The organism is Rhizobium sp. 0TCS1.26 (genome assembly GCF_050455525.1).
GTDB lineage: Bacteria > Pseudomonadota > Alphaproteobacteria > Rhizobiales > Rhizobiaceae > Neorhizobium.
This window is the reverse complement of sequence record NZ_JBCIYV010000001.1, coordinates 95,743-120,839: the sequence shown is the minus strand read 5'-3', so window position 1 is coordinate 120,839 and position 25,097 is coordinate 95,743. Positions and strand designations below refer to the sequence as shown.

Annotated in this window: 30 protein-coding genes and 1 tRNA gene; 21 read left to right on the top strand and 10 right to left on the bottom strand. The window is 64.4% G+C overall.

All coding sequences use genetic code 11. The features are described 5' to 3' along the window. Positions 1-53 precede the first annotated feature (53 nt). Both yidD and AAIH46_RS00655 read right to left on the bottom strand, forming a co-directional pair. A complete protein-coding gene (gene yidD / locus AAIH46_RS00660) occupies positions 54-446 on the bottom strand; it encodes a membrane protein insertion efficiency factor YidD (protein WP_430303570.1) in 393 nt (130 codons plus the stop codon). Between the two features lie 4 nt (positions 447-450). After that, entirely contained in the window at positions 451-894 is a 444-nt protein-coding gene (locus AAIH46_RS00655) for an iron-sulfur cluster assembly scaffold protein (RefSeq protein WP_430303569.1), read from the bottom strand. Between the two features lie 280 nt (positions 895-1,174). Between AAIH46_RS00655 and folE the strand changes: the two genes are divergently transcribed. The 3 genes from folE (at position 1,175) to AAIH46_RS00640 (ending at position 3,365) form a co-directional block, all read left to right on the top strand. Continuing rightward, the gene (folE, locus tag AAIH46_RS00650; protein WP_430303568.1) at positions 1,175-1,783 is read left to right on the top strand and encodes a GTP cyclohydrolase I FolE; all 609 of its coding nucleotides are present in this window, start codon (positions 1,175-1,177) and stop codon (positions 1,781-1,783) included. Positions 1,784-1,838: 55 nt separating this feature from the next. Next, entirely contained in the window at positions 1,839-2,300 is a 462-nt protein-coding gene (gene hisI, locus AAIH46_RS00645) for a phosphoribosyl-AMP cyclohydrolase (protein WP_430303566.1), read from the top strand. A gap of 105 nt (positions 2,301-2,405) precedes the next feature. Next, on the top strand, positions 2,406-3,365 hold the full coding sequence (locus tag AAIH46_RS00640; RefSeq protein WP_430303565.1) for a patatin-like phospholipase family protein: 960 nt from the start codon (positions 2,406-2,408) through the stop codon (positions 3,363-3,365). A 181-nt stretch (positions 3,366-3,546) separates the two neighbouring features. Here the strand turns inward: AAIH46_RS00640 and AAIH46_RS00635 are convergent, their stop codons facing one another. Together AAIH46_RS00635 and AAIH46_RS00630 are read right to left on the bottom strand one after the other, a co-directional pair. Next, positions 3,547-3,981 carry a CBS domain-containing protein gene (locus AAIH46_RS00635; RefSeq protein ID WP_430303563.1) on the bottom strand — a complete coding sequence of 145 codons (435 nt, stop codon included), beginning with the start codon at positions 3,979-3,981 and terminating at the stop codon, positions 3,547-3,549. Between the two features lie 135 nt (positions 3,982-4,116). Beyond that, positions 4,117-4,932: a rhomboid family intramembrane serine protease gene (locus AAIH46_RS00630; RefSeq protein ID WP_430303562.1), complete on the bottom strand. Its 816-nt coding sequence runs from the start codon at positions 4,930-4,932 to the stop codon at positions 4,117-4,119. Positions 4,933-5,136: 204 nt separating this feature from the next. On the opposite strand from AAIH46_RS00630, the gene AAIH46_RS00625 reads away from it, so the two are divergent. From AAIH46_RS00625 to AAIH46_RS00600, 6 genes are all read left to right on the top strand, one after another. Beyond that, entirely contained in the window at positions 5,137-5,736 is a 600-nt protein-coding gene (locus AAIH46_RS00625) for a PAS domain-containing protein (protein ID WP_430303561.1), read from the top strand. A 111-nt stretch (positions 5,737-5,847) separates the two neighbouring features. Next, complete coding sequence (locus AAIH46_RS00620) at positions 5,848-6,453, top strand: PilZ domain-containing protein (protein ID WP_430303560.1); 606 nt, start codon at positions 5,848-5,850, stop codon at positions 6,451-6,453. 598 nt (positions 6,454-7,051) lie between these two features. Then, positions 7,052-7,660 (top strand): transglutaminase-like cysteine peptidase, encoded by a 609-nt coding sequence (locus AAIH46_RS00615; RefSeq protein ID WP_430303559.1) that lies wholly within the window; start codon positions 7,052-7,054, stop codon positions 7,658-7,660. 141 nt (positions 7,661-7,801) lie between these two features. Then, a complete protein-coding gene (locus tag AAIH46_RS00610) occupies positions 7,802-8,560 on the top strand; it encodes a hypothetical protein (protein WP_430303558.1) in 759 nt (252 codons plus the stop codon). A gap of 213 nt (positions 8,561-8,773) precedes the next feature. Continuing rightward, positions 8,774-10,165, top strand: a complete 1,392-nt coding sequence (locus tag AAIH46_RS00605; RefSeq protein WP_430304949.1) for a serine hydrolase — start codon at positions 8,774-8,776, stop codon at positions 10,163-10,165. Positions 10,166-10,252: 87 nt separating this feature from the next. Beyond that, the gene (locus tag AAIH46_RS00600; RefSeq protein ID WP_430303557.1) at positions 10,253-10,522 is read left to right on the top strand and encodes a hypothetical protein; all 270 of its coding nucleotides are present in this window, start codon (positions 10,253-10,255) and stop codon (positions 10,520-10,522) included. A 2-nt stretch (positions 10,523-10,524) separates the two neighbouring features. Here the strand turns inward: AAIH46_RS00600 and AAIH46_RS00595 are convergent, their stop codons facing one another. Together AAIH46_RS00595 and AAIH46_RS00590 are read right to left on the bottom strand one after the other, a co-directional pair. Continuing rightward, positions 10,525-10,962: a DUF1489 family protein gene (locus tag AAIH46_RS00595; protein WP_430303556.1), complete on the bottom strand. Its 438-nt coding sequence runs from the start codon at positions 10,960-10,962 to the stop codon at positions 10,525-10,527. 69 nt (positions 10,963-11,031) lie between these two features. After that, positions 11,032-12,429 carry an L-serine ammonia-lyase gene (locus tag AAIH46_RS00590; protein ID WP_430303555.1) on the bottom strand — a complete coding sequence of 466 codons (1,398 nt, stop codon included), beginning with the start codon at positions 12,427-12,429 and terminating at the stop codon, positions 11,032-11,034. 507 nt (positions 12,430-12,936) lie between these two features. Here AAIH46_RS00590 and AAIH46_RS00585 point away from each other — a divergent pair. Continuing rightward, positions 12,937-13,641: a DUF599 domain-containing protein gene (locus AAIH46_RS00585; protein ID WP_430303554.1), complete on the top strand. Its 705-nt coding sequence runs from the start codon at positions 12,937-12,939 to the stop codon at positions 13,639-13,641. 8 nt (positions 13,642-13,649) lie between these two features. Next, positions 13,650-14,639, top strand: a complete 990-nt coding sequence (locus AAIH46_RS00580; protein WP_430303553.1) for a heparan-alpha-glucosaminide N-acetyltransferase — start codon at positions 13,650-13,652, stop codon at positions 14,637-14,639. Between the two features lie 40 nt (positions 14,640-14,679). Here the strand turns inward: AAIH46_RS00580 and AAIH46_RS00575 are convergent, their stop codons facing one another. Continuing rightward, positions 14,680-15,066 (bottom strand): MerR family transcriptional regulator, encoded by a 387-nt coding sequence (locus tag AAIH46_RS00575; protein WP_430303552.1) that lies wholly within the window; start codon positions 15,064-15,066, stop codon positions 14,680-14,682. A gap of 100 nt (positions 15,067-15,166) precedes the next feature. Next, a complete protein-coding gene (mgtE, locus tag AAIH46_RS00570) occupies positions 15,167-16,582 on the bottom strand; it encodes a magnesium transporter (RefSeq protein ID WP_430303551.1) in 1,416 nt (471 codons plus the stop codon). A 200-nt stretch (positions 16,583-16,782) separates the two neighbouring features. Here mgtE and AAIH46_RS00565 point away from each other — a divergent pair, with 200 nt between their 5' ends. Together AAIH46_RS00565 and AAIH46_RS00560 are read left to right on the top strand one after the other, a co-directional pair. Next, positions 16,783-17,280, top strand: a complete 498-nt coding sequence (locus tag AAIH46_RS00565) for a peptide deformylase (protein ID WP_430303550.1) — start codon at positions 16,783-16,785, stop codon at positions 17,278-17,280. A 63-nt stretch (positions 17,281-17,343) separates the two neighbouring features. Beyond that, the gene (locus AAIH46_RS00560) at positions 17,344-17,841 is read left to right on the top strand and encodes a BON domain-containing protein (protein WP_430303549.1); all 498 of its coding nucleotides are present in this window, start codon (positions 17,344-17,346) and stop codon (positions 17,839-17,841) included. A 9-nt stretch (positions 17,842-17,850) separates the two neighbouring features. Here AAIH46_RS00560 and AAIH46_RS00555 read toward each other — a convergent pair whose 3' ends face one another. Next, positions 17,851-18,279, bottom strand: a complete 429-nt coding sequence (locus AAIH46_RS00555; RefSeq protein ID WP_430303548.1) for an OsmC family protein — start codon at positions 18,277-18,279, stop codon at positions 17,851-17,853. Between the two features lie 192 nt (positions 18,280-18,471). Here AAIH46_RS00555 and AAIH46_RS00550 point away from each other — a divergent pair, with 192 nt between their 5' ends. Together AAIH46_RS00550 and AAIH46_RS00545 are read left to right on the top strand one after the other, a co-directional pair. After that, positions 18,472-18,714: a hypothetical protein gene (locus AAIH46_RS00550; RefSeq protein WP_430303547.1), complete on the top strand. Its 243-nt coding sequence runs from the start codon at positions 18,472-18,474 to the stop codon at positions 18,712-18,714. Between the two features lie 79 nt (positions 18,715-18,793). Beyond that, complete coding sequence (locus AAIH46_RS00545; RefSeq protein WP_430303546.1) at positions 18,794-19,057, top strand: hypothetical protein; 264 nt, start codon at positions 18,794-18,796, stop codon at positions 19,055-19,057. 212 nt (positions 19,058-19,269) lie between these two features. Here the strand turns inward: AAIH46_RS00545 and AAIH46_RS00540 are convergent. Beyond that, positions 19,270-19,354: transfer RNA gene (locus AAIH46_RS00540), tRNA-Leu, on the bottom strand. A gap of 184 nt (positions 19,355-19,538) precedes the next feature. On the opposite strand from AAIH46_RS00540, the gene lipB reads away from it, so the two are divergent. From lipB to AAIH46_RS00510, 6 genes are all read left to right on the top strand, one after another. Continuing rightward, positions 19,539-20,261, top strand: a complete 723-nt coding sequence (gene lipB / locus AAIH46_RS00535; RefSeq protein WP_430303545.1) for a lipoyl(octanoyl) transferase LipB — start codon at positions 19,539-19,541, stop codon at positions 20,259-20,261. Between the two features lie 147 nt (positions 20,262-20,408). Beyond that, the gene (locus AAIH46_RS00530; protein ID WP_430303544.1) at positions 20,409-21,338 is read left to right on the top strand and encodes a DMT family transporter; all 930 of its coding nucleotides are present in this window, start codon (positions 20,409-20,411) and stop codon (positions 21,336-21,338) included. 80 nt (positions 21,339-21,418) lie between these two features. Further along, the gene (locus AAIH46_RS00525; protein ID WP_430303543.1) at positions 21,419-22,546 is read left to right on the top strand and encodes an S-(hydroxymethyl)glutathione dehydrogenase/class III alcohol dehydrogenase; all 1,128 of its coding nucleotides are present in this window, start codon (positions 21,419-21,421) and stop codon (positions 22,544-22,546) included. A gap of 115 nt (positions 22,547-22,661) precedes the next feature. Continuing rightward, positions 22,662-23,888 carry a class I SAM-dependent methyltransferase gene (locus tag AAIH46_RS00520; protein ID WP_430303542.1) on the top strand — a complete coding sequence of 409 codons (1,227 nt, stop codon included), beginning with the start codon at positions 22,662-22,664 and terminating at the stop codon, positions 23,886-23,888. Positions 23,889-23,936: 48 nt separating this feature from the next. After that, positions 23,937-24,407, top strand: coding sequence for a YaiI/YqxD family protein (locus tag AAIH46_RS00515; protein ID WP_430303541.1), 471 nt, complete (start codon positions 23,937-23,939; stop codon positions 24,405-24,407). After that, the gene (locus AAIH46_RS00510; protein ID WP_430303540.1) at positions 24,404-25,066 is read left to right on the top strand and encodes a DUF1345 domain-containing protein; all 663 of its coding nucleotides are present in this window, start codon (positions 24,404-24,406) and stop codon (positions 25,064-25,066) included. The genes AAIH46_RS00515 and AAIH46_RS00510 overlap by 4 nt, the downstream gene beginning before the upstream one ends. The last annotated feature ends 31 nt before the right edge of the window (positions 25,067-25,097 follow it).

The following is a 25,097-nucleotide window of genomic DNA, read 5'->3' as shown; positions in this document are numbered from 1 at the left end:
AAATGTCGATGGAGTAAAGGTGGCGCCGTGGCCGACGGAACCGGCAGCCGCCATCAATGAACCTCGTCGGCAGGCGGGAATGTCGAGGGATCGGCCGTCGTCCGGCGATAGCGCCAGGGTGTCCACCAGTGCTGGCGGGGCGACAGGCTGTCCGGCACCGGATCGAGGCCCGAAGACCCGAAGGGGCCGCAGCGCAGGAAGCGCCAGCCGACCATCCATCCGCCGAACCACAACCCGTGGCGGGCGACGGCCTCGTAACCGAATTCCGAGCAGGTGGGGATGTGGCGGCAGGAATTGCCGATGAAGCCGGAGAGCGTCAGCTGGTAGCCGCGGATCAGGCCCATGCCGAGGAGCCGGCCGGGTGTCTTCCTGAACGGACCCTGCCAGTTACGGCCGCGTCGTGCTTTCGGCTCGTCGTCGTCTTCTGCCTCGCAGGCGGCACACATCGGCTCAGCCCGCCAGTGCCGGGCTCTTCGCCTCGATCTGGTCCAGACAGTCGACCACCGCATCGAAGGTCAGCATCGTCGAGGCGTGGCGCGCCTTGTAGTCCTTGACCGGTTTCAGCACCCGCATTTGCTCGAAGCGGCCCGTGGGTCCTTCGCCGTCTTCCTTCAGCATCGACAGCATGGCGTCGCGGGCTGCACGGATTTCCGTGGAGGTTGCGCCGACCACATGCCGGGCCATCACCGACGATGACGCCTGGCCCAGGGCGCAGGCGCGCACCTGGTGAGAGAAGTCGCTGACCACCCCGTCATCGAGCTTGATGAAGACCTTCACCTTCGAGCCGCAGAGCCGCGAGTGCTTCTCCGATGTGGCATCGGCGTCTTCGAGTGCACCGGCGCGCTCGATATTGCCCGCCAGCGCCAAAATCCTGCTGTTGTAGATATCGTCCATGCGTCTTCTCGCTCTACCGGGACCTGGATATCGCGCTCCTGAACAGAGCGTCAACCGTCCGCCGCTGGTGTAAAGACCATCCTCCACCTATATGATAACCGTGATCGACCGCATCAAGGCAGAAATGTTTGCCGCAAAGCCGCGTGAAAGCAGGATGCGTTATCTTGTCAAAGTCGATCCGAGAGGCCAGAAAGCGCGTATCATCCGAGCCGGGTGCCGATGCGCTTCCGTGCCGATGAACGATCAGGTGCGGCCTTGACCCGCATCAGGAGACCAAGACATGGACGCAATCGTGAAGAATTTCCCTGCCGCCCAGACGCAGGCCCGTCCCACCCAGCAGGAAGCCGAGGATGCCGTGCGCGTCCTCCTGCGCTGGGCCGGTGACGATCCGTCGCGCGAGGGTCTCATCGATACGCCGAAGCGGGTCGCTACCTCGTATCGCGAACTGTTCGGCGGCTATGACCAGTCGCCGGAAGAGGTGCTCGGACGGACGTTCGAGGAAGTCGCCGGCTATGACGATATCGTCCTGGTGCGCGACATCCCGTTCTATTCCCATTGCGAGCACCACATGGTGCCGATCATCGGCAAGGCGCATGTCGCCTATCTGCCGAACGGGCGCGTGCTCGGTCTTTCCAAGATCGCACGGCTGGTCGACGTCTTCGGCCGGCGGCTGCAGACGCAGGAAGCCATGACGGCACAGGTCGCCCATTCGATCCAGGACGTGCTGCAGCCGCGCGGCGTTGCGGTGATGGTCGACGCCGAGCATCTGTGCATGTCGATGCGCGGCATCCGCAAGCAGGGCTCCTCGACGCTGACGACGATGTTTACCGGCGAGTACAAAGACAATGCCGCCGAGCAGGCGCGCTTCCTGTCGATGATCCGCCGCTGACATCCGGCGGCCGGCCATTTCCCCGCCGACCTTCAGGCAGATACGGAAACCCTCCATGACCATCGATTTCCAGGCAGCGCCGGCCGACAAGGCGGCGCTCGAAGATGCCGGGCCGTTCACGCCGCGCTTCGATGCGACGGGCCTCGTCACAGCTGTTGTCACCGATGCGGCCGATGGCCAGCTGCTGATGGTCGCCCACATGAACAGCGAGGCGCTGTCGCTGACCATCGAGACCGGCATCGCCCACTATTACAGCCGGTCGCGCGGCAAGATCTGGAAGAAGGGCGAAACCTCCGGCAACGTCCAGCAGGTCACGGAACTTCTGACGGACTGCGACCAGGATGCCGTCTGGCTGAAGGTCAAGGTGGGCGGTCACGATGCCAGCTGCCATACAGGACGGCGCTCGTGCTTTTACCGGGCGATCGTTCAAAAGGATGGCGCAGCAGTGCTTGAACTCGTCGACGAACAGCGACATTTTGATCCGCAAGCGATCTATGGCGGTTCCAAGGACCTCTGAGCAACGGTTGGCTTCTCCGGTGCGCTGCCCCTGATCAACGCTTTCGAAACGATTGCGGGCGTTCAATGAACGTCCGGCGCGCGCGCCTCTGAGGACGTCGAGACCATGCTGAACTGGAGTTGGAACCGCAGCGAGCCGCCAGGCGCAGCCGCCGACGCGGGCGGCGGACAGACGGCAACCGCGCTCATCGCCGATCCGAAACCGAAGACGGCAAAACTGGCCCTGGCACTGGGTGGCGGGGCTGCCCGCGGCTGGGCTCATATCGGCGTGCTGCGGGCCCTGGACGAGGCCGGCATCGAGGTCGGGATGATCGCCGGCACGTCGATCGGCGCGCTGGTCGGCGGCTGCTACCTTGCCGGCAAGCTCGACGAGCTGGAAACGTTTGCCCGATCGCTCACCATGCGCCGGATTGCCGGCCTGCTCGATCTGTCGATCGGCGGCGCCGGCCTGTTCGGCGGCATGCGACTGACCAAGCGCATGCAGGAACACCTGGAAGACGTGGCCATCGAAAGCCTCGACAGGCCGTTCGTTGCCGTGGCCACCGAATTGCACAGCGGCCACGAGGTGTGGATCACCAGCGGCTCGCTGATCACCGGGCTGCGGGCCTCCTACGCCCTGCCCGGCATCTTCGAGCCGGTAAAGTGCAATAACCGGACGCTGGTCGACGGCGCACTGGTCAATCCGGTGCCGACCTCCGTCTGCCGCGCCTACGAGCAGCCGCTGGTCGTGGCCGTCAATCTCAACTACGACATCTTCGGCCGCTCGGCGGTCGTCAAGCACAATGCCAGCGTCCAGCCGGTCATCGAGGGCCAGCACACAAAGGTGCGCGAGGCGCGGATCGGCATGACCGGCGTCATGGTGCAGGCCTTCAACATCATCCAGGAGCGGATCTCGCGCGCGCGGCTTGCCGGCGACCCGCCGGATCTGGCGCTGCATCCAAGGCTGAGTGACATCGGCCTGTCGGAGTTCCACAGGGCCGGCGAGGCCATCGACCGCGGCTACAAGGAAGCCCAGAATCGCATCACCGAGCTGAAGCGGATGCAGGAAGCCGTGGCGGCAATCTGATCTGTCGCGAAAGACACAACACCAGCATCCGGAGGGCAGCGGCTAGCCGCCCTCCGACTGCGTACTCACGCGCCCTGCCCGTCAGATCTAGAGAACATGTCCCGGGCGGCTTCGGGAGCACATGCACAATCGCACCGCTCCCGAACGCTGCGGGCTAGAGGGATTCAAAGCCATCGAAAGCCTAGCCGGCGATATAGGCGCGGATCTGCTCGGCCTCCGTCTCCACCTCCTGTATGCGCGCCTTGACGACGTCACCGATCGAGATGATGCCCACCAGTTTCCCGCCGTCTTCGACCGGCACGTGGCGGAACCGGCCGTGGCTCATGATCTCCATCACCTCGTTCAGCGTCGTCTCTTCGCGACAGCGGGTGACGTTGGTGGTCATGGCGTCGCCGATCGACTGTGACAGAACCCCGCCCCCCGATCTCGCCACGCAGCGCACCAGGTCGCGCTCGGTGAAGATGCCGGAGATGCGGTCGTCCAGCCCTGTGACCACGACCGCCCCGATGCGGTTTTCATTGAGTATCTGCGCCACTTCCTCGATCGTCCTGTCCCGGCTCACCGAGACGACGTTGCGGCCTTTGACATCCAGCATGTTCCTGACAGAAACAGGCATCAACTCCTCCTATTGATGTACTCCCTAGATGCGGCGGCGCCCGCCCCGACGCCCACTCCCGGCGCTCCGCATGCGAAATGGTGCGCTTCCGGAGCGTTGATTGCAACCGTTTTTGGCAGACTGAAAGGCCGGCCCTCAAGCCGTTCCGCGGGATACGGGAGTTGCCCGGTTCGGCATTGGGTCGAAGAAACCGAACAGCAGGTAACCGAACAGGAAGCCGCCGATATGCGCGTCCCAGGCAATCGGGCCGGCATCGCCGCCGACCAGCGGCATGCCGAAGGCGATCAGCACATTGCCGAGAAACCACAGCAAAGTGAAGATGAGGACGGTGCGGTTGCGCATTGCCGAAACGATGCCCTGGCGCGGCAGAAGATGCGCGTGCGCATGGGCCAGTCCACCGCCACCGGCCGGGAAGGCGAAGCGGCAGGCAGCGCCCATCAGCGCCGAGATGACGCCGGAGGCACCGATCAGAATGGTTTCGGCGCCCCAGTTGAGGAAGGCATGAAAGAAGGCGGAGGCCGCGGCCGAGAGGACCCAGAAGACGAGATAGCGTGACAGCCCGATCCGACGGAAAACCGGCGCACCGAATGCCGCCAGCCACAGGCCGTTAAAGGCCAGGTGCTCAACGCTTCCATGCAGCAGGGAATAGGTCACCGGCGTCCAGGCCCATTCCAGTCCCTGCTGCGACAGCGGATAGACATAGCGCAACGGCGTGAAGGCGAGCTCGAACAGCATGTAGGACCGCAGCTCGTCGTTCAGCACATAGCTTTCGAGCACGAAGAGGCCAATCAGCAGCGCCAGGGTCGCGACAAGCGGACCGGGCAGATTGATGGCCGGCTGACGGGTGGAGGCGGCCGGAGCGGAGAGTTCCGAATGCGGCTCGGCCTGCGCCGGCAGACCGGTGTCGGTCGGCAGCTGGTTCTCCCACGGCGTCTTCGGCTTGTCGTCCATTCAGCGGCCATCCCTTGCATGCATCCGCTAGACCTACATCACCGGCATCTGCAGGGAAAGCGTCGAGCACCCGAGGGCGGCAACAACCACGTGATGCGTCGCGACGGCACGGCCGGGAAAACTTGCGCGGACTGGCATGGAATTCGCTCATTCAGCGGAAAGAGAGGGCATGACGCCCGATTCCGACCCGGAACGATACAGTTGATGCCCATGCTGAGCGACCGAAGCAACGAAATATTCACCTATTGGAACGGCCTGCGCCACGGCCGGGCCGCACCGTCGCGGCGGCAGATCGACCCCTCGGTGCTGCGTCGCCGGCTTCCCGATCTGTTCATGCTGGATTGCGAAGGACTGGACCCGAAGTTCCGGCTCGCAGGCACGCGCGTCTGCGAGAACTTCGGCCGCGAACTGAACGGCGAGCATTTCCTCGATCTCTGGATCCGCAGCGGACGCGATCACGTGACGGAGGCGGCGCTGACGGCGCTGAGGACAGAAGAGGCCGTCACGATCTCAGCGCGCCTGGAAGGCGAAAGCGCCACGGAAGCCTGCGAGATCCTGCTCCTGCCGATCCGCTCGCGGTCGCACTTCGCCGATCGGCTGCTCGGCTCCGTCATCCTGCTGGAGCCGCCGCGATTTGGCGGAATAGGCCCGGGCACGACGCTCGCCTTCGAAAGCTGGCTGCCGACACGCCGGAATTTCGATGGTCACCGGCAGAGCGTCCCCAGCGTCCCCACCGAAGCGGAACCCACGCTCCTGCGACGCCTGGCGGAAGCCGCCGGCCTTGCGCGTCGACCCCTTCGCTGAACCGTGCGCCGCCGGCGCCAACCCCGCGACGGCTCTCTCTCCGGGCAGAGAACCATATGTTAACCGCGAGGTTGTAAAGCTTCGGTCGAAGACGACAGACGAAAGACTGTGATGTTCTCCTTCCAGCATGCAAGTTCCTCGCCGCAGCCTGCCGCGCCGCGCAGCTTCCAACGTGTGTCCGTCAACATGACGGGCCGCCTGATGCTGGCCAATCATGAGGAATATCCGTGCGTGGCGGTCGAGATGTCGCCGGGCGACGTCGTCATGTCCTGCGCCGGGATTCCGAACCTCGGCGAACGAGTGATCGCTTATATCGATCATCTTGGCCGGCTCGAGGGCCAGGCGCTTTCGATCGACACCACCAGCTTCATCATGTCGATCACCGCCACCGACCGCAAGCGCGAGAAGCTGGCGGCCCAGCTTACCTGGCTTGCCAATCGCCATGAACTCGGTCTGCCCGAGGATCGCCGCCACGATCGCCTCACGCCGCGCGTCACGCGCGCCGAACTGGCGCTCGAAGACGGTCGCCGTTTTGCCTGCCGCCTCGTCGACCTGTCGCTCTCGGGCGCGGCCATCGATGTCGAGATGCGCCCGGACATCGGCACGCCGGTGACGCTCAACGGCTTGCGCGGCCGCGTGGTCCGGCATTTCGCAGAAGGCGTGGCGATCGAGTTCGCCAGCGTCCAGACGCGCGAGAGCTTGCGCTCCTTCCTCTAGAACCCATCTCCGCAGTCTATAGATCCGAAAGGCCGCTCGATCATCGGCGGCAGTCCGTCCTGGCGTACCATCGCACATGAACCGGCGCTGAACCGTCGTTCGGCCGTTCGATGTCCCGCGTCCCTCAAGACCATCATCCGGCACCATTTGCAGCCCGCGACTTGGCCAACTGTGCGAAATCGGAGCGGACGGAAAACTTTTTCTCGCTCCGGCACACTTTTTTTGGGCGCGGATTCCGTCCCATGCCGACGGATTTCGACGTCTTCTGCGGTCGAACCATGCCCTTGGGCGATGTGGAATGGTGGACTGCGGGCTTTCAAAGGGTTGCCGGCAGTGTCCGACGGCGCCGATGCATCCTGAGAAAAATGATGGAGCGACCGACACTTGCGGCGCGACCGCCGGCAATTGAAGAGAAATCGCCTCGAACTTGCATAAAATTTTCCTCAAATTCTCTTCGCATTCGAGGCAAATTTTCCGCGCATTTGATCTTCATTCGACTCAATGTTGCTTCAAACAAGCGATTGTTTCGACTGGTAAATTTCGCCAGCGATCAAGGTGGCCATGAGAGCTTTCTCCCAACGAACGGGGAGAAACAGAGATGTCCACCGCCAAGACCATCGCCACCGGCTTTGCCGCCATCTGCCTGATGCTGATCTCCGGCCAGTCGGCCCTGTCGGCTCCTGGCGCGATGCAGATCACCGGCAAGGCAAATCCGCCGATCGGCCACTATGAATTCTGCCAGACCTATCAGGCTGAATGCGCGGTCACCGAACGGGATGCCGGAGCGATGGCGCTGACCGAAGCCGGATGGCGCGAGATCCTCGACGTGAACTACTCGGTCAACAGCCAGATCACGCCGATGACCGACCAGGAGATCTACGGCGTCGAGGAACGCTGGGCCTATCCCCGCACCGTCGGCGACTGCGAAGATTTCGTGCTGCTGAAGCGCAAGATGCTGATGGAGCAGGGCATCAGCGCCACCAACCTGCTGATCACCGTCGTCCTGCAGCCGAACGGTGAAGGCCATGCCGTGCTGACAGTGCGCACCGACCGCGGCGACTTCATCCTCGACAACATGCGCAACAAGGTGATGCTTTGGTCCGAGACCGAGTACACTTTCCTCAAGCGCCAGTCGACGTCCGATCCGGCTGCCTGGGTCAAGCTGCAGGACGGCCGCGCCAACGCCGTCGCCAGCTTCCGCCGCTGATCCGATACAGACGACCTCCTTCCGATCGCCTGCGTCCCTCCCCGGGCGCGGGCGATTAACGTTTTATTTACCATGATTACCGAAACATGCGCTTGCCGGGCCGCCCCGCCGGAGCCGGCCCACCCCGAACGGACAAGCGCCATGCGGCACAATCAGCTTCCAAGCGTCGGCGCACAGGGCGCGCATGCGCCGCTGCTGTCGAACGCCCTCCTCTACCGGCTGACCGGCGCCATCGCCGCACTCGCCTTGCTGACCGCCGGCATCAGCTTTGCCGGGCGCTGGTACGGAGAGCGCCTCAGCCTCTCCGGCCACACCGACAGCACCGCCATCCATCGCATCCAGGTCGGCGCCGATGCGCTGGCGCTGCCCGCCAACATGATCCGCTTCCGCGACCAGCGCCGGGACGGCGACGCCGAGCGCGTCAACCTGTACCTTGCCTGGCCGGAGATGCAGGGCTACAGCCAGCCGCTTCGCGACCGGTTCCACCAGCTGTCTTTCGCCAACGACCTGCTGTTCCTGGAGATTTCCGAAGCGACGATGTCGCGCGACATGTCGGGGCGGCTCGAACCGATCTACGCCCGCCTGTTCGACGGCAGTGGCGAAGATGCGGGAGCCGGGCTGACGCGTCATCGGCTGCGGCCCGATAGCGGCTACAGCGGCGAACTGGTCTTCACCGCGCCCCGCAACGGACGGCCGGATTACGTCGTGCGCTGCGCCATCCCGGCCGAGCCGTCGGCCGCGACCAGCGGCGACTGCCAGCGCGACATCCACCTCGGATCCGGCCTCAGCGTGCTTTACCGCTTCTCTTCGACGCTTCTTCCGCAGTGGGACCATATTGATGCCGCGATTGAGACCTTTGTCGGAACCCATCTCGTCGGGGTGACCGAGAACGAAGGCTAGAACCCTGCCAAATTTCCTAAGGCTTCGTTCATCATAAACCTCTTGGTAACGCCCCTGGCCTAATGTGGCTGGAACGGATGCTGCGGGGGCGCACCGGATAACGCAAATGCAATATAGTGAGTGAGTGCAGCCGTGCTGAAACACATCAACACAACATCCTTCCCCAAGGGTGGCGCCTCGATTTTCAAGAAGGTCGCTGGTTTCCTCGTCGTCGTGTCGGCCCTCTTGGCCGTCAACGTTGAGACGGCTTCGGCAAATCCGAAATATGCCGGCATCGTCGTCGACGCCAAGACCGGCAAGGTGCTGTACAGCGAAGATCCGGACGGCCTGCGCTATCCTGCCTCACTGACCAAGATGATGACCCTGTACATGACGTTCGAGGCGCTCGAGTCGGGTCGCATCTCGCTCGACTCGCGGGTTCCGGTATCGGCCAATGCAGCCGCCGAACCGCCAACCAAGCTTGGCGTGCGCGCCGGCGGCTCGGTGACCGTCGAACAGGCCATGCAGGCGCTGATCACCCGCTCGGCCAACGACATGGCAACGGCGCTCGCCGAATATCTCGGCGGTTCGGAAGCGCGCTTCGCGCAGCTGATGACCAACAAGGCCCGGGCGCTCGGAATGACCCGCACCACCTATCGCAATGCCAACGGCCTGCCCAACACGGCGCAGATGACGACGGCTCGCGACCAGGCCCGTCTCGGCATCGCACTGCGCCAGCACTTTCCGCAGTATTACCCGTATTTCTCGATCCGCTCCTTCCAGTTCGGCAAGCAGACGATCGGCAACCACAACCGGCTGATCGGCACCGTGCGCGGCGTCGACGGCATCAAGACGGGCTACACCCGTGCGTCGGGCTTCAACCTCGTCACCTCGGCGCAGGCCGATGGCCGTTCGATCGTCGGCGTCGTCATGGGCGGCACCAGCGGCGGCGCCCGCGACGCCCAGATGCGCAAGCTCGTGGCTGCCTACATGCCGAAGGCTTCGACCGGCGGCTCCAGCAACCTGATCGCCCAGACGCGCAGCCCGGCTCCGCCGATCGCCGCCTCCGTACCGGTCCCGGTCATGGCGCAGAACTCTCCGGCCGTCGTTGCTGCACGCGATGAAGTCGCCTCGCTCGACCTGCCGAACGCCGGTCCGCTGCCGTCCGGCCGCTATTCGGAAAAGCTCCCGGGTGCCGCAGCCTACGCATCGGAACCGAAGGCACAGCGCGGCGCGGCCGCCCTGTCGGCAGCCATGACCCGCACGGCCGCCGTGCCGACCCCGGCACCCGCCTACATGCCGCCGGCCTCCATTCCCGAACAGACGGCCGAAAACACCGACAAGGTGACGACCGCCTCCACCCGTCAGACGTCGACCCCGTCCGGCTGGGTCATTCAGATCGGCGTATCGCCCACCCGCGATGCCGCCATGGGTCTCCTGCAGAGTGCGCAGGACAAGGGCGGACAGGTATTGCGTTCCGCCAAGCCATTCGCGGTTGCCGTCGCCAACGGCAGCAACCAGCTCTACCGCGCCCGTTTCGGCGGCTTCGGTGACCAGAAGGATGCCATCAACGCCTGCAATGCCCTGAAGAAGAAGGGCGTCGCCTGCTGGGCCGCGATGCAGTGATGACGACCGGGCCGGTTCGCCGGCCCGCAAGGAGCGTGTGCTGCTCCGAAGACCGATCCTCGATTTGTTTTGCGTTACGAGGTCAACATGGCAATGAACGAGAATAACCTCGACTTCCTCCCGCCTGCCGGGACGAAATCGAAAATGAAGGGCAGCGCCCTTCACCCGCTGCATGAGGCGGCTCTGCGCCTTACGGCGATCGGCATCAACCGCCCGAAGGAACGCACCCGCGACCTGGTCGCCATGCTCCTGTCGCACGGCGCTCGCGCCTGGCGTCATTCGCAGCCGGTAATCCGCATACACCTGCATGTCTGCGCACGCAGCGGCAGCGCGCCGCTGCGGTTGCGCCTACGCTGATCCTACAGGAGGCCGAGCTCGGCGAGCTCGCGCCTCAGGTCTTCCGGCATCGACGCCATGTCGTCGCCGATGTCTCCAAGATCACGCGGCGCGTCCTCCGTCGTCAGGTAGCGCCATCCCTGGAACGGGCGTCTCGGTTGGGGCACCGTTTCGATGATCGTCGGCGCGAGCACCAGGTTGCAGCGGCCTATGCCGTCGCCACCGGTAAAGGTCTCGATGCCGAGCAGCGGCTGGCGTGCCGTCACCTGCCCCTTGATCACCCAGTAGAGCGAACCGCCTCCGAGAAGTTCCTCGACACGCTTCGGCACCATGCGGGTGGTGTGGGTGCTGTGCGGCTCCAGGCCGGCCGCCATCGCAGACAGCGAGCGTTCGCCGACCCATTCCCGGAGATCCTGGAGACTGTCTGCGCCGACGCAGAGCTTGATGAGATTGAGAGCCATGACCTGCTTCAAGACCGATCCGCGGTCGGGGTCAAGAGGCCGGTGCGTCGCTGCGGCACTTGCGCACGCTCAGCACTCGACGACGTTGACCGCCAGGCCGCCGGTCGAGGTTTCCTTGTACTTCTCGCTCATGTCATTGCCGGTCTGGCGCATCGTCTCGATGCACGCGTCGAGCGGCACGAAATGGCTGCCGTCGCCCTTCACCGCCAGCGACGCGGCGGTGACCGCCTTGACCGCACCCAGCGCGTTGCGCTCGATGCACGGCACCTGCACGAGGCCGGCCACCGGATCGCAGGTCATGCCCAGATGATGCTCGAGGGCGATCTCCGCGGCGTTCTCGATCTGCTCGGGTGAGGCGTCCATCACCGCAGCCAGTCCGGCCGCCGCCATCGCCGCGGCCGATCCCACCTCCCCCTGACAGCCGACTTCGGCGCCGGAGATCGAGGCGTTGTGCTTGATGATGCCGCCGATGGCCGCCGCCGTCAGCAGGAAAGTGCGGATATCCTCGGCCGAGGCATCCTCGTGGAAATGCTGGAAGTAGCGGATGGTCGCGGGGATGACGCCCGCCGCACCGTTGGTCGGCGCCGTCACGACGCGCCCGCCGCCGGCATTCTCCTCGTTGACCGCCATCGCGTAGACGCTCAGCCAGTCGTTGGCGAGCAGCGGGTTGAGACGGTTGCTCCGCTGCTCGGCAACCAGCTTGTCGTGGATGGACCGTGCCCGGCGTCGGACGTTGAGGCCGCCCGGCATGATGCCGTCGACCTTCAGGCCGCGATCGATGCAACTGGTCATCGCCTCCCAGATGCGGTCGAGGCCGGCATCCAGCGCCTCGCCGCTCATCTTCGTCAATTCGTTTGCACGCTTCATATCGGCGATGCTGAGGCCGGAGGCGCGCGCCATCTCGAGCATCTGCCGGGCGCTGGCGAAGGGATAGGGTACCCGGTCGGTCGACGTCGTCTTCTCGCCGCGCATCGCCTCGAGCTCTGTGTCGGTGACCACGAAGCCGCCGCCGATCGAATAGTAGACCCGCTTGAGGAGCAGCCGTCCGTCCTTGTCGAAGGCGGACAGGCTCATACCGTTGGCGTGGCCCGGCAGCGGCTGCTTGCGATCAAAGACGAGGTCCGTCTTCGGCTGGAAGTCATAGCCGGGATGACCGGCAGGCGTGACGCGGCCGGTGCGCTCGACCTCCTCGATGATCGCATCCATGTGGTCCGGATCGACCGTATCCGGCCGCTCCCCCATCATCCCGAGCACCACAGCGCGTCCCGTGCCGTGGCCGATGCCCGTAAATGCCAGCGAGCCGTGCAGGCTGGCCTTCAGGGATGCCACACGCGCGCCGGCCGGCCTTGGCCAGTCGTCTGACAGGATGAGGTCGAGGAAACGATTGGCTGCCGACATCGGTCCCATGGTGTGGGAACTCGACGGACCGACGCCGATCTTGAAGACGTCGAAGACGGATAGAAACATGAATGGGTATCCCGGGACGCCGCACCGATCGTGGGCGCGTCTTGTCGTGCAAGCCTAACCGGATAGCGGCGCATGTCTAGGGTTCGCACCGACACCCGATGCGGCAGCGGCGACAGAAACATCCTCCGGTCATCGTCCGGGCCGGACGCTCACCATCAAGGACATCGGTCATGAAGACAAAGAAATTTCAGATGCTGCCGAACAGGTAGGCGAGCGCGAGCACGCCGGCAAAACCGAAGAGCGCCTTGATGGTCACGCTCCAGCAGGATTTCTGAACACTGTCTTCCATGATCTCTCCGTTTAGGCCATGCCGGTCGGACCGGCGACGGCGCTTAACCCTATATTAACGGATGACACATTTCGCAACCGCAAAAAATGACAGATTTGTGTCTGCACACGGTCGCCGTCCTGTTTGCCGGCCAAAAGCCTGATGATCCTCTGGCCGCTTGAGATCGGCAGCGATCTGACGCATAGCTTGCCATCCTCATCGCCATGCCTCGGATCGCCATGAACACAGCCGATTATGTCGCTCTCGCCCTCTTCGCCACGCTCTGGTTCGGCTATTCCTGGCTGACCAGCGGCACCCCGAAGCTGTCGAGGCGCAGCCTCAACCAGGCGATGGCCGAACACCGCCGGCAGTGGATCTTCAATTCGCTCCGGCGCGACCTGAAGATGATCGACACACAGATCATGGCCGGCCTGCAGAACGGCACCGCCTTCTTCGCCTCCACCTCGATCTTTGCCATCGGCGGCTGCTTTGCGCTGCTGGGGGCCACCGACCGGGTGGATGCGGTGTTCCGCGACCTTGCCATCGTCGACTACAGCGGCCGCGTCGCATTCGAGCTCAAGGTGGCCGGACTGACCGCGATGTTCGGCTATTCCTTCTTCAAGTTCGGCTGGTCCTACCGGCTGTTCAACTACTGCACGATCCTGTTCGGCGCACTGCCGATGATGGGCGACGCGCAGGTTGACCGGGCCGCCGCCGAGCGCGCGGCGGAAAAGGTGTTCCGCATGAACGTCATTGCGGCACGCCACTTCAACGCCGGCCTGCGAACGATTTTTCTGTCAATCGGCTATCTCGGCTGGTTCATCGGGCCCTATATGTTCATGGCGTCGACGGCCTTCGTGATCTTCGTTCTCACCCGGCGGCAGTTCTTTTCCGAAGCACGCCTGGCTCTGATGGATGTCGGCGGGCAAAAAGACCGAGAATAGGAAATCGCGTGTCATCTCCCGAACCCTCTGGCGGTATCCTGCGGACGCCGCGCATCCCGCTGATCGACACCCTGCGCGGCCTGGCGCTGATCGCCATGGCCTCCTACCACTTCACCTGGGACCTGGAGTTCTTCGGCTATATCGAGCCGGGTACGGCGACCGAAGGGCTCTGGAAGCTCTACGCGCGGTCGATCGCGACGTCGTTCCTGTTCCTCGTCGGCCTCAGCCTGGTGCTGGCGCACCAGCCGCAGATCCGCTGGCGGTCGTTTGCCAAACGGTTCGCAGCGGTCGCGGCGGCGGCGCTGGTGATCAGCATCGGGACCTATGTGGCCTTGCCGCAGGAGTGGATCTTCTTCGGCATCCTGCACAACATCGCCGCTTCCAGCCTGCTGGCGCTGGCCTTCCTGAGCCTGCCGCCGGCTGTCACGGGAGTTGTTGCGATAGCCATCGGCGCTGCCTTCGTCATCGATGGCTGGGTTATGCCGGGTGTGCTACGCTCGGCGGCATTCAACACGCCATGGCTCGCCTGGATCGGGCTGGCCGAAACGCCGCCGCGCTCCAATGATTACGTGCCGCTGTTTCCCTGGTTCGGCGTGGTGCTCGCCGGCGTCGCGGTGTCCGGTTTCCTCAAGCGGAGCGGCGGCTTCCAGCGCATGGCCTCCTGGCAGCAGAAGCCTAACCTGCTGACGCTTGCCGGACGGCACAGCCTTGCCTTCTACCTGATCCACCAGCCGGTGCTGATCGGCCTCGTCTACCTTGCCTCGCTGGTCCATCCGGCGCCGGCGCCGGACCCGATCGACGCGTATAACCGCAGTTGCGAGGCTACGTGCACGGTGGGCGGCAACGAGGCCGGGCTCTGCCGGCGCTTCTGCGCCTGCACGGCGGAGCGTCTGGTCGCACAGTCGCTGTTCGAGCCGATGCAGCGCGGCGAGATCGATCCCTCGACGGACGAGCGGGTGCTGTCGATTTCCGGCGAATGCACGATGAACAGCCGCTAGGCGGCTGTCGCGGGGACACTGTGTCGGTGAAATGTTCCGATCAGGTGCTAACGCCGATTTCGGCAAGACGTGTGAGGCAGGCTTCCTCGACATGATCGAGTTCGCTCAGCGTCTCGTCGATGTCCTTGCGCTTCTGGCGCAGTTCGTCGCGCTTCTGGTCGACGTGCTTCATCAGCATCTTGAGTTGACCCAGCTCGCCCGGCGGCTCCTTGTAGACCTGGATGATCTCGCGGATCTCCGCGATCGTGAAGCCGATGCGCCGGCCGCGGAGGATTTCCTGGATCAGCCGCCGGTCGGCGGTGCGAAACAGCCGGGTGCGCCCCCGACGTTCCGGCTGGATCAGACCTTCATCCTCGTAGAAACGCAGGGTCCGGGTTGAAACACCAAATTCCCGCGTCAGTTCAGTGATGGTATAGTACTTATTCACGCCGTGATCCCAATGAGGCCGCCAAAATATTTGACTTTTACGTGCAAGTCAATTTTGGGCGGCAACGGCGGGACAGCTCGGGCGAGACGGCGAGTTGCCCTCAACTGATGGAAAACCACCAGGTCGCCAGTCCGAGGAACGAGAAGAAGCCGATGATGTCGGTGACGGTGGTGACGAAGACCGCCGAGGCGACCGCCGGATCGGCGCCGATCTTGTCCAGCAGCAGCGGGATCATGATGCCCGCCAGCGCTGCGGCCATCATGTTGATCAGCATCGCCGCGGCAATGATGCCGCCGATGTTGTAATCCTGAAACCAGACACCGGCTGCGATACCGATCAGGATGCCGAAGATCATGCCGTTGAGCAGGCCAACGCCCGCCTCGCGGCGCACAACGCGCCAGGCGTTGTGAATGTCGAGATTGCGGGTGGCGAGCGCCCGCACGGTGACGGTCATGGTTTGCGAGCCCGCATTGCCACCCATGCCGGCGACGATCGGCATCAGGACGGCGAGCGCGACGATCTGCTCGATCGTGGCCTCGAACAGCGAGATAACTGAGGCGGCGAGAAACGCCGTCAGCAGGTTGACGAGAAGCCACGGCACGCGCGACCGCGAGATGTCGATCGCCGTATCGGACAGTTCTTCGTCACCGACGCCGCCGAGACGCATGATGTCTTCTTCCGCCTCCTCCTGGATGACGTCGACGACATCGTCGATGGTCAGCACGCCGACCAGCCGGCCGTTCTCGTCGACGACGGCGGCCGAGATCAGGTCATACTGCTCGAACAGCTGCGCTGCCTCTTCCTGGTCCATGTCGGCCGGGATCGGATAGTTCGTCTCGCGCATGATCGCTTCGATCTTCGTCTGCCGCTTGGTGCGCAGAATCCGGTCGAGATCGACGACGCCGAGCAGCTTGAAGGTCGGGTCGATCACGAAAATCTGGGTAAAGCTTTCCGGCAGATCGTCCTCGTCGCGCATGTAGTCGATCGTCTGGCCGACCGTCCAGAACGGCGGCACGGCGACGAACTCGGTCTGCATGCGGCGGCCGGAGGAGCTTTCCGGATAGTCGAGCGCCCGGCGCAGGCGCACCCGCTCGGTGAACGGCAGCTGCGCGAGGATGTCCTCACGGTCCTCCTTGTCGAGGTCTTCGAGAATGTAGACGGCATCGTCCGAATCGAGCTCGCCGATGGCCGCGGCAATCTGCTCGTTCGGCATCTGGTCGACGATCTCGAGGCGGATCGCCTCGTCGACCTCGGTCAGCGCCGTGAGGTCGAACTCGTTGCCCAGGAGCCGGACGAGCGCCATGCGCTGATCCGGCTGCATCGATTCCAGAAGGTCGCCGAGTTCGGATTCGTGCAGGTCGGCGACGTTGGCGCGCAGGAACAGCAGGTCGCGATCGGCAATGGCGGCGCCGACCAGCGCAAGGTAATCGGCGCGAACGGAACCGTCTTCGCCGTAGATGTCGTCATGGTTCGTCTCGGCTGAGGCGCGGACGCGCTCGTCTTCGATGTTCGTCATGCCGCCCTTCCCCGCATCCGTACCACGCCGCTTCGGCTCCAGGCCGAAACGTCCGCGGAAAACTGATTTTCAACAATCGGATAGCACGGGCACTCGAAGATCGCTGCGCACCCGCGACAACCGTGCTAGACCAATCCGGCGCCCCGGTCCAGCCTCTCGGCGACCGGGCCGGACAAACCGCCTGTGGAACCTGCAAAGCCGTGACGATCCGCCCCATTCTCCGCTATCCCGACGCGCGACTGTCGCAGCCCTGCCATCCCATCGAGACCTTCGATGCCGCTCTTGCCAGCCTCTGCGACGACCTGCTGCAGACGATGCGCGCGGCACCGGGCGTCGGCATCACCGCCGCCCATATCGGCGAGCTGAGCCGCATCTCGGTGATCCATCTGTCGGCCGACGCGCCGGTCCTCGTGCACATCAACCCGCAGATCCTGTCGGCCTCGCAGGAGCGCCAGCGGCATACGGAGGGCAGCGTGTCGATGCCCGGCTTCACCGAGGAGGTGGAACGGCCGCTGGCCATCCGCTTCCGCTACCAGGACCTTACGGGACACCCTCACGAGGCCGAGGCGGACGGCTTCCTCGCCACCTGCGTCCAGCACGAGATCGACCAGCTGGACGGTATCTTCTGGCTGAAGCGGCTGTCGCGCCTGAAGCGTGATCGCCTGGTGCGCAAATGGGAGAAGCATTCTTCTCTCTGATGGCGTCGAACCAACGGCCCCTCCGCACGTTATGGCACCAGCCAATGACAGGAGATCACCCGCATGCCGGTCAACAAGGACGTCAAGGACATCTCTCGCGAGGAAGATTATCGCGACTACGACACGCGCAACATCGATGACGGCTGGCCGTATGCCGATGCTGCCGGCGCCGCCGCGGCGCCAGTCGGAAACGCCGCCTACGGCGATTCGAACGCCAACCTCGACCGCGACCGGAACAAGGGTTTCCAGGTCGACAACGCCGACGAGACCGGCCTCGAGGAGCCAGTCGACGATCCGGAAACGCCGGCAACCGTCGGGGTCGAAGAGAGCGACGATCTCGAGGAGCGGGTCAGCGAGGCGATCGAGGCGCTGGACATCGTCGCCATGGAAACCATCGACATCCGCGCCGACGGCACCACGGTGACCATCGAGGGAGAGGTCGACGACGAGGCGACGGCCCGCAAGATCGTCGCGCGCGTCAAGCGCATGCCGGGCGTCGGGCGCGTGGTCAACGAGTTGACGCTGCTCGGGATCGACAGCCTCATCCCCGACGACGACTGATCGCCGATCCTACAGCCGGCTGGCGCTGATCTCCATCTTTGGAGCGAGCGCCAGCGTGTTGCTTACCGTGCACAATTGCTTGGCGAGCGTAACGATCGCCTGGCGTTCTTCGTCGTTGAAATTTCCGCCGATCCTGATCGCCGCATGCAACGTCTCGACGCGTGACGGCTCGTCATGCGCCTTGTCGCCGGTAACCTCCGCCGAGCACCCTTCGAAACGTTCCAGCATCTGCAGCTGGATCACCGCGCCCTTGACGCTCAGCACCAGGCAGGCGGCAAGCGACGAATAGAGGAGGTCGAGCGGGTTGAAGCCCGGTTCGTTGACGCCGGTCACCACCTCCAGCGTTCCGCCGGTCACCGTTTTCAGCGCCGCATGCCCGCGCACGCCAAGTACGGCGCTCGCGCCGGTGGCGCGCGTCTTCATCCTGATCTCGACCATGATTCCATCCCTGACGTGAGTTCCGTCATGATAGGGAGGTCAGCTTCGGCAAGCGTCAACGACTTTTTCCGCCCGCCCTCCACGCCTCGTATCGCCGCACCAGTGGACCGGATCGACCTCGTCCGGGACGATGCCCCTTGCCTCGTGAAAACCCGGTAAGCATATATGCGGTACACGAGTTGGGGAAAAATCATGTCGACCAAAGCCAAGCTGATCGTTCTCGCGGCATTCGTGAAGAGCGACGACGGCGAACTTGTTCCGGCCTTCGACCCGCGCCAGGTGGATACGGAAGAGCGGGCAAGGCGCGAGGCCCGCACGATGGCCGACCAGTATGCCGGCGTGGTCGCCTGGAGCCGCGAAGCCGATCCGCTGATCGGCGAATACGGTCCGCCCGTGGTGCTGTTCCAGGCCGGCGAGATCCCGGATCTGGAATGATCGCCTACTCCAGTTCACCGACCCGACCATCTGATCACAGCCGGCGCCGGCCTGCCGTGATCCCAAAGGACAGACTTCGATGACCAAGACGCCAAAGCTCGAGCACTCAGACTTCTCCGGTGAATTCGAGGACAATGGAATAACCGTACTGGTGGATATCTTTCGCCCGGCCGGCACGGAAGACGGCTGGAGCCTCGAGGTGATCTCCCAGCAGGAAGACGTGACGACCTGGGAGGATACCTTTTCGACCGACCAGGAGGCATGGGAAGAGTTTCTGGCGACCGCCGAGCGCGACGGGATCGAATCGTTCCTCGACGACGACGAGGCCGTCTCCACCCATTGACGGGCTCCGTGGATGTTGGTGGTGGGGCGGACCTGGTGGCAGGTTGATGGTCCACCGCCCTTATCTGCCAGCTCGCGGTCCGGCACTGCGTCTGGCGAGGCTGCCTGTACGCAGCCGGATTTTCGATCTGCGCGGTGGCTGATGCTGCTTTTCAGCCTCTTGCGGGAAACCATTGCCGGAAAACAAAAAACCCGGCTTGCGCCGGGTTCTTTTGGTGCGGTCGAGAAGACTCGAACTTCCACGGGTTGCCCCACAGCGACCTCAACGCTGCGCGTCTACCAATTCCGCCACGACCGCATCGTGGTAGGCCGGTTTGTCGCCGGCGAGGGAGCATCTAGCAAAGGGATTTCCGCCGCGCAAGTGTGCCGTGACAGTTTTCTGAAAGATAAAATTTCTGCAGGAATTCCTGTATAGGCAAAGCCCGCATCCGCGAGCGCCGGACGACAGCGCGCGATGGCGACCGATACGAAGAGTACGACACATGACGACCCGCACCGATCTCAACCTCTCGATGCTGCCGGCCGACGGATCCGCCCCGATCCGCTGGCGGATTTCCGACACGCCCGTCCCTTACGAGGAGGCGCTTGCGGTGATGGATGCCGAGGTTGCGGCGATCGCCGACGGCCGCGCCGACGAACTGGTCTGGCTGCTGGAGCATCCGCCGCTCTATACGGCGGGCACCAGCGCCGATTCGAAAGACCTCATCGAGCCCGATCGTTTTCCCGTGTTTTCCACAGGGCGCGGCGGCGAGTACACGTACCACGGGCCGGGACAGCGGGTGGCCTACGTGATGCTCGACCTGAAGCGCCGGCGCCAGGACGTGCGCGCCTACGTGGCGGCGCTTGAAGAGGTGATCATCCGCACGCTTGCGTCGATGAACGTTCGCGGCGAGCGGCGCGAGGACCGGGTCGGCGTCTGGGTCCGGCGGCCGGAAAAGCCGCCGCTGCCCGATGGCACGGTGACGGAGGACAAGATCGCAGCGCTCGGCATCCGCCTGCGCCGCTGGGTGAGTTTTCACGGCCTGTCGATCAATGTCGATCCGGATCTCACGCATTTTTCCGGCATCGTGCCCTGCGGCATCTCCGCCTACGGGGTCACCAGCCTTGAGGATCTCGGCATGCTGGTGATGATGCATGACGTCGACATGCGCCTTCGCGAGGCCTTCGAGGAGCTTTTTGGCGCGACCAGTATCGATCGCGGCTGACTGAGATAGCAAGGCGTCGTGGCAGGACGAGGGCTGCCCGTCCCTGCCCGTCTTCCTGGGCGCACCTTTCCTAGCCGGACCGCACCCGCCCGGCTTGCCGAACCACCCTGTCGCGTGGTTGAACGGAGCCCCACAGGATTCTCACCCATGACCGCCGTTTCCGCCTCGACCGACAGCTCCGTCAAGGGCATGGCCCTGATGGCCGGCTGCATGATCGTCCTGCCGATGATGGATGCCATCGCCAAGTACATGGCGACCTTCGAGACCATGTCGCCCGGCCAGGTCACCTTCTACCGATTCTTCTTCCAGCTGGTGGTGCTGGCGCCTCTGTTCTTCATGACCGTCGGCAGCCTCAAAGCGGTTCGCCGACCGTGGATGAACCTGTTGCGCGGCGCGCTGCATGCCAGCGCCAGCCTGATGTTCTTCACCGCCGTCAAATACATGCCGCTCGCCGACGTGTTCGCCATCTACTTCGTCGAGCCGTTCATGCTGACAATCATGTCGGCGCTGTTTCTCGGCGAAAAGGTCGGCTGGCGGCGCTGGCTTGCCATCCTGGTGGGCTTCGGCGGGGCGATGATCGTCATCCAGCCGAGCTTCGAGATCTTTGGCTGGATGTCGCTGCTGCCGGTCGCCTGCGCTGCCCTGTTCACGCTCTACCTGTTTCTCAACCGGGCGCTGGGGGACGTCGATTCGCCGCTCACCATGCAGATGATGTCCGGCATCGGCGGCACGGCGCTGATGGGCGTCGTGCTGGTCATCGGCTCCCAGGCCGGGATTGCCGACTTTGAGATGTCTCTGCCCGCCTCGTCGCTCGGGCTCGTGCTGCTGGTCGTCCTCGGCTCGCTGTCGGGCTATGTCCACCTGCTCGTCGTGCGCGCCTTCCGCCTCGCCTCCGTATCGCTGCTGGCGCCCTTCCAGTATTTCGAGATCATTTCCGCGACCGTGCTCGGCTACCTGCTGTTTGCCGACTTCCCGACGCCGTCGAAATGGCTCGGCATCGTCATCATCGTTGCCTCCGGGCTGTTCATCATCTGGCGCGAGCAACGCCAAAGCCGGATGACCGAAACACCCGCATGAGTGACTGACGGTCGCCAAGACTTGAGCCGTCCGCCGGGCCATGCGAGAAGGTTCGGGAATCGAAAATGAGGAGACAGACGATGGATGTCCGCGCCGCCGTTGCCGTTCAGGCTGGCAAGCCGCTCGAAGTGATGACCGTGCAGCTGGAGGGGCCGCGCGCCGGCGAGGTGCTGGTCGAGGTCAAGGCCACCGGCATCTGCCATACGGATGACTTCACGCTGTCGGGCGCCGATCCGGAAGGCCTGTTCCCGGCCATTCTCGGCCATGAGGGCGCCGGCATCGTCGTCGATGTCGGCCCCGGCGTCACCTCGGTGAAGAAGGGCGACCACGTCATCCCGCTCTACACGCCGGAATGCCGCGAATGCCCGTCCTGCCTCAGCCGCAAGACGAACCTCTGCACCGCCATCCGCTCGACCCAAGGCCAGGGACTGATGCCGGACGGCACCTCGCGGTTTTCGATCGGCAAGGACAAGATCCACCACTACATGGGCTGCTCGACCTTCGCCAACTACACGGTGCTGCCGGAGATCGCGGTCGCCAAGGTCAACCCCGACGCGCCGTTCGACAAGATCTGCTACATCGGCTGCGGCGTGACGACCGGCATCGGCGCGGTGATCAACACAGCAAAGGTGGAGATCGGCGCGACCGCGATCGTCTTCGGGCTCGGCGGTATCGGCCTCAACGTCATCCAGGGCCTCAGGCTTGCCGGCGCCGACATGATCATCGGCGTCGATCTGAACAACGACAAGAAGGCCTGGGGCGAACGTTTCGGCATGACGCATTTCGTCAATCCGAAGGAGGTCGGCGACGACATCGTGCCCTACCTCGTCAACATGACCAAGCGCGGTGCCGACCAGATCGGCGGCGCCGACTACACCTTCGACTGCACCGGCAACACCCGGGTCATGCGCCAGGCGCTCGAGGCCTCGCATCGCGGCTGGGGCAAGTCGGTGGTGATCGGCGTTGCGGGCGCCGGCCAGGAGATCTCGACGCGACCGTTCCAGCTGGTCACCGGCCGCACCTGGATGGGCACGGCCTTCGGCGGCGCGCGCGGCCGCACCGACGTGCCGAAGATCGTCGACTGGTACATGGACGGCAAGATCCAGATCGACCCGATGATCACCCACACCATGCCGCTCGAGGACATCAACAAGGGCTTCGAACTCATGCATTCGGGCGAAAGCATTCGCTCGGTTGTGCTATACTGACTGGCATCGTATTGCCCTTCGACGATCTCGAAAGGACGCCCAGAACAACAGATCCGGGCGTCCTTCTGCCATCGCACGGTTACCGTCCGCAGGTGGGCGAACAGCAGGAGCAGGCATGTCGGAGCGTATCGTATCTGGCTCGGTGAAGGCGGACGGCAGCGTTTTGCGCGGCCAGGGTTTCCACGTTGCCCGCAAATCCGCCGGACGCTACCTGATCGTCTTCCAGCCGCCGTTGATCGAGGTTGCCGGCGGCATGACGCAGCTGACCGGTGACACGCAGACATCCGGCTGCCAGGCACGGGTGGCCTCGGTCGATGGCGTGCATGCCGCGATCAGCATCGACGGGCCCGACGCACAGCATGTCGACTGCGACTTCTCGTTCGTGTTTTCCGGCCGCGAACATGGTGCAGCGCCCGCCCGGCACGGATCCTCCGTCGATCCGACGCAGGTGCTGCCGGAGCCGGCGATCGGCAGCCCGGCCGGCAATCCTCCGGTGGTTGCCTTCCCGACGCGACGGCGCAAGGATGAGGATCCGCAGGCCGTTCTCGACGCCACCGACGCCAGTTCCTATGCCGTCCAGGTCGAGCGGCTGAAGACCATGATGCACCAGGTGCTGAAGCCGCTGCAGCGGGAAAACCGGATGCTGAAGTCGCGGCTCGATATCGCTGCCCGCCAGGCAAATGGTGGCCGCCGCATCGAGCCGCCCGCCAATGCCTATCCACAACTGGACGCAGGCCCGCTGCTGACGCGACTGCTCAATAGCCAGCGCGTCCGGTCGGTGCTGGACCTCGGCACAGAGGATCTGGCGCGGCTGGCGCTCCTGTCGCCAAGGGTCGAGCAGGTCACCGCGGTGGTCGGCTTGGAGTCCAGCGCGCACCTGTCACCGAACGTCACGCTGCGGCGGGACGTGCCGCAGCTCGGTGTTGCTGACGGCGATTTCGACTGCCTGATCGCCATCGATCTCCTACAACGCCATCCGGATCCCCAGGCCTTCCTGCGTCAGCTGAATGTCTTGCTGGCAGAAGGTGGAACGCTGGCGCTTGCGGTGCCGGCGCTCCGGTACCCGCTGGTCACCGGCGACCTGTCGATCTGGAGCAGCGGGCTCATCCTCTATCACCTCGCTGCGGCCGGCTTCGACTGCCGCGACGTGCAACTGACAACCGACGACGGGCGGATCTACGTTCTGCTGGTGAAGCGAAGCATCGCCCTGCCGACCTTCGAGCAGGCGCTGCCGCCGGTGGACCGTCTTCGGCCCTACCTGCCGGCCTCGCTCGAATTCGTCGAAACGTCGGCAGGACTTGCGTTCGACGGCGATGTCCATGCGATCGGCTGGACCAACTGATGGCGGGTGCGTGGAATCTGCCGTTCCCGACTGCGAGGAGAGCCTGAGTTGATCTATGTCGATGCCGACGCCTGCCCGGTTAAGCCCGAGGTCCTGAAGGTTGCCGAACGCCACAGCCTCGAAGTGACGTTCGTCGCCAATTCCGGTCTGAGGCCGTCGCGCGATCCGATGGTGAAAAACATCATCGTGTCCGGCGCCTTCGATGCGGCCGATGACTGGATCGCCGAGCGGGCCGGTGCCGGCGACGTGGTGGTGACGGCCGACGTGCCGCTTGCCGTGCGATGTGTGGCGGCCGGCGCACTGGTCACCGGACCGACCGGCCGGCAGTTCGACGAAACGAATATCGGCATGGCAAGCGCCATGCGCGATCTCGGCCAGCACCTGCGCGAGACCGGTGAGAGCAAGGGCTACAACGCGCCTTTTGCGCCGCGCGACCGTTCCGCCTTCCTGTCGACCTTCGACCGGCTGTGCCGGCGTGCCAAGGCGATTGGCGCGCAACAGTCGGCGGAACGCGGATGAACGACACCTCGTTCGCCTGGCACCACCGCCGGCAGAGCCCGTTCTATGCGGCCGGGCTGACAGGGATCGTCAGCCTCGGCGTGCTGCTTTACCTGGCGCCGCAGGTGTCGGTCGAAGTTTCCGCGATCCTGTTCTTCGTCGTCTACCTGGCGATGATCGCCGCCCGTATGCCGCGCCTGACTGTCACCCGGTTGAAGACCAGCCGCGAGCGCGACGATGCGCCCGCCTACGCCATCCTTATCGTCACCGTGCTGGCCGTCGCCGCCGCGGTCGCGGCCCTGTTCAACGCCCTCAACCGCGCCCATGATCCGAGCCTCTTCGAGGTGACGCTTGCCTTCCTGTCGGTGATCGGCGGCTGGCTGACCATCCACACGATGTTTGCCATGCACTACGCCCATCATTACTGGCGGCGCCGCGAGGGGGCCGACGGCACGCTTCAGCTGCAGGACGGCCTGCAGTTTCCGGAGACGCCGGAGCCGGCCGCCTATGATTTTCTGTATTTTTCGCTGGTCATCGGCATGACGGCCCAGACTTCGGACGTGACGATCACCACCACCGAAATGCGACGCATCAACCTCGCCCATGCGGTGCTTGCCTTCTTCTTCAACACGGTTCTCGTCGCCGCGGCCGTCAACGCCGCCGTGGCGCTGGCCGGCTGACGCCCAACCCGCAACGCCTGCAAAGGAGGTC

Coding starts and splice junctions, on each gene's coding strand:
- yidD (WP_430303570.1), bottom strand. CDS start 446: ATGTGTGCCGCCTGCGAGGCAGAAGACGACGACGAGCCGAAAGCACGA.
- AAIH46_RS00655 (WP_430303569.1), bottom strand. CDS start 894: ATGGACGATATCTACAACAGCAGGATTTTGGCGCTGGCGGGCAATATC.
- folE (WP_430303568.1), top strand. CDS start 1,175: ATGGACGCAATCGTGAAGAATTTCCCTGCCGCCCAGACGCAGGCCCGT.
- hisI (WP_430303566.1), top strand. CDS start 1,839: ATGACCATCGATTTCCAGGCAGCGCCGGCCGACAAGGCGGCGCTCGAA.
- AAIH46_RS00640 (WP_430303565.1), top strand. CDS start 2,406: ATGCTGAACTGGAGTTGGAACCGCAGCGAGCCGCCAGGCGCAGCCGCC.
- AAIH46_RS00635 (WP_430303563.1), bottom strand. CDS start 3,981: ATGCCTGTTTCTGTCAGGAACATGCTGGATGTCAAAGGCCGCAACGTC.
- AAIH46_RS00630 (WP_430303562.1), bottom strand. CDS start 4,932: ATGGACGACAAGCCGAAGACGCCGTGGGAGAACCAGCTGCCGACCGAC.
- AAIH46_RS00625 (WP_430303561.1), top strand. CDS start 5,137: ATGCCCATGCTGAGCGACCGAAGCAACGAAATATTCACCTATTGGAAC.
- AAIH46_RS00620 (WP_430303560.1), top strand. CDS start 5,848: ATGTTCTCCTTCCAGCATGCAAGTTCCTCGCCGCAGCCTGCCGCGCCG.
- AAIH46_RS00615 (WP_430303559.1), top strand. CDS start 7,052: ATGTCCACCGCCAAGACCATCGCCACCGGCTTTGCCGCCATCTGCCTG.
- AAIH46_RS00610 (WP_430303558.1), top strand. CDS start 7,802: ATGCGGCACAATCAGCTTCCAAGCGTCGGCGCACAGGGCGCGCATGCG.
- AAIH46_RS00600 (WP_430303557.1), top strand. CDS start 10,253: ATGGCAATGAACGAGAATAACCTCGACTTCCTCCCGCCTGCCGGGACG.
- AAIH46_RS00595 (WP_430303556.1), bottom strand. CDS start 10,962: ATGGCTCTCAATCTCATCAAGCTCTGCGTCGGCGCAGACAGTCTCCAG.
- AAIH46_RS00590 (WP_430303555.1), bottom strand. CDS start 12,429: ATGTTTCTATCCGTCTTCGACGTCTTCAAGATCGGCGTCGGTCCGTCG.
- AAIH46_RS00585 (WP_430303554.1), top strand. CDS start 12,937: ATGAACACAGCCGATTATGTCGCTCTCGCCCTCTTCGCCACGCTCTGG.
- mgtE (WP_430303551.1), bottom strand. CDS start 16,582: ATGACGAACATCGAAGACGAGCGCGTCCGCGCCTCAGCCGAGACGAAC.
- AAIH46_RS00560 (WP_430303549.1), top strand. CDS start 17,344: ATGCCGGTCAACAAGGACGTCAAGGACATCTCTCGCGAGGAAGATTAT.
- AAIH46_RS00555 (WP_430303548.1), bottom strand. CDS start 18,279: ATGGTCGAGATCAGGATGAAGACGCGCGCCACCGGCGCGAGCGCCGTA.
- AAIH46_RS00550 (WP_430303547.1), top strand. CDS start 18,472: ATGTCGACCAAAGCCAAGCTGATCGTTCTCGCGGCATTCGTGAAGAGC.
- AAIH46_RS00545 (WP_430303546.1), top strand. CDS start 18,794: ATGACCAAGACGCCAAAGCTCGAGCACTCAGACTTCTCCGGTGAATTC.
- lipB (WP_430303545.1), top strand. CDS start 19,539: ATGACGACCCGCACCGATCTCAACCTCTCGATGCTGCCGGCCGACGGA.
- AAIH46_RS00530 (WP_430303544.1), top strand. CDS start 20,409: ATGACCGCCGTTTCCGCCTCGACCGACAGCTCCGTCAAGGGCATGGCC.
- AAIH46_RS00525 (WP_430303543.1), top strand. CDS start 21,419: ATGGATGTCCGCGCCGCCGTTGCCGTTCAGGCTGGCAAGCCGCTCGAA.
- AAIH46_RS00520 (WP_430303542.1), top strand. CDS start 22,662: ATGTCGGAGCGTATCGTATCTGGCTCGGTGAAGGCGGACGGCAGCGTT.
- AAIH46_RS00510 (WP_430303540.1), top strand. CDS start 24,404: ATGAACGACACCTCGTTCGCCTGGCACCACCGCCGGCAGAGCCCGTTC.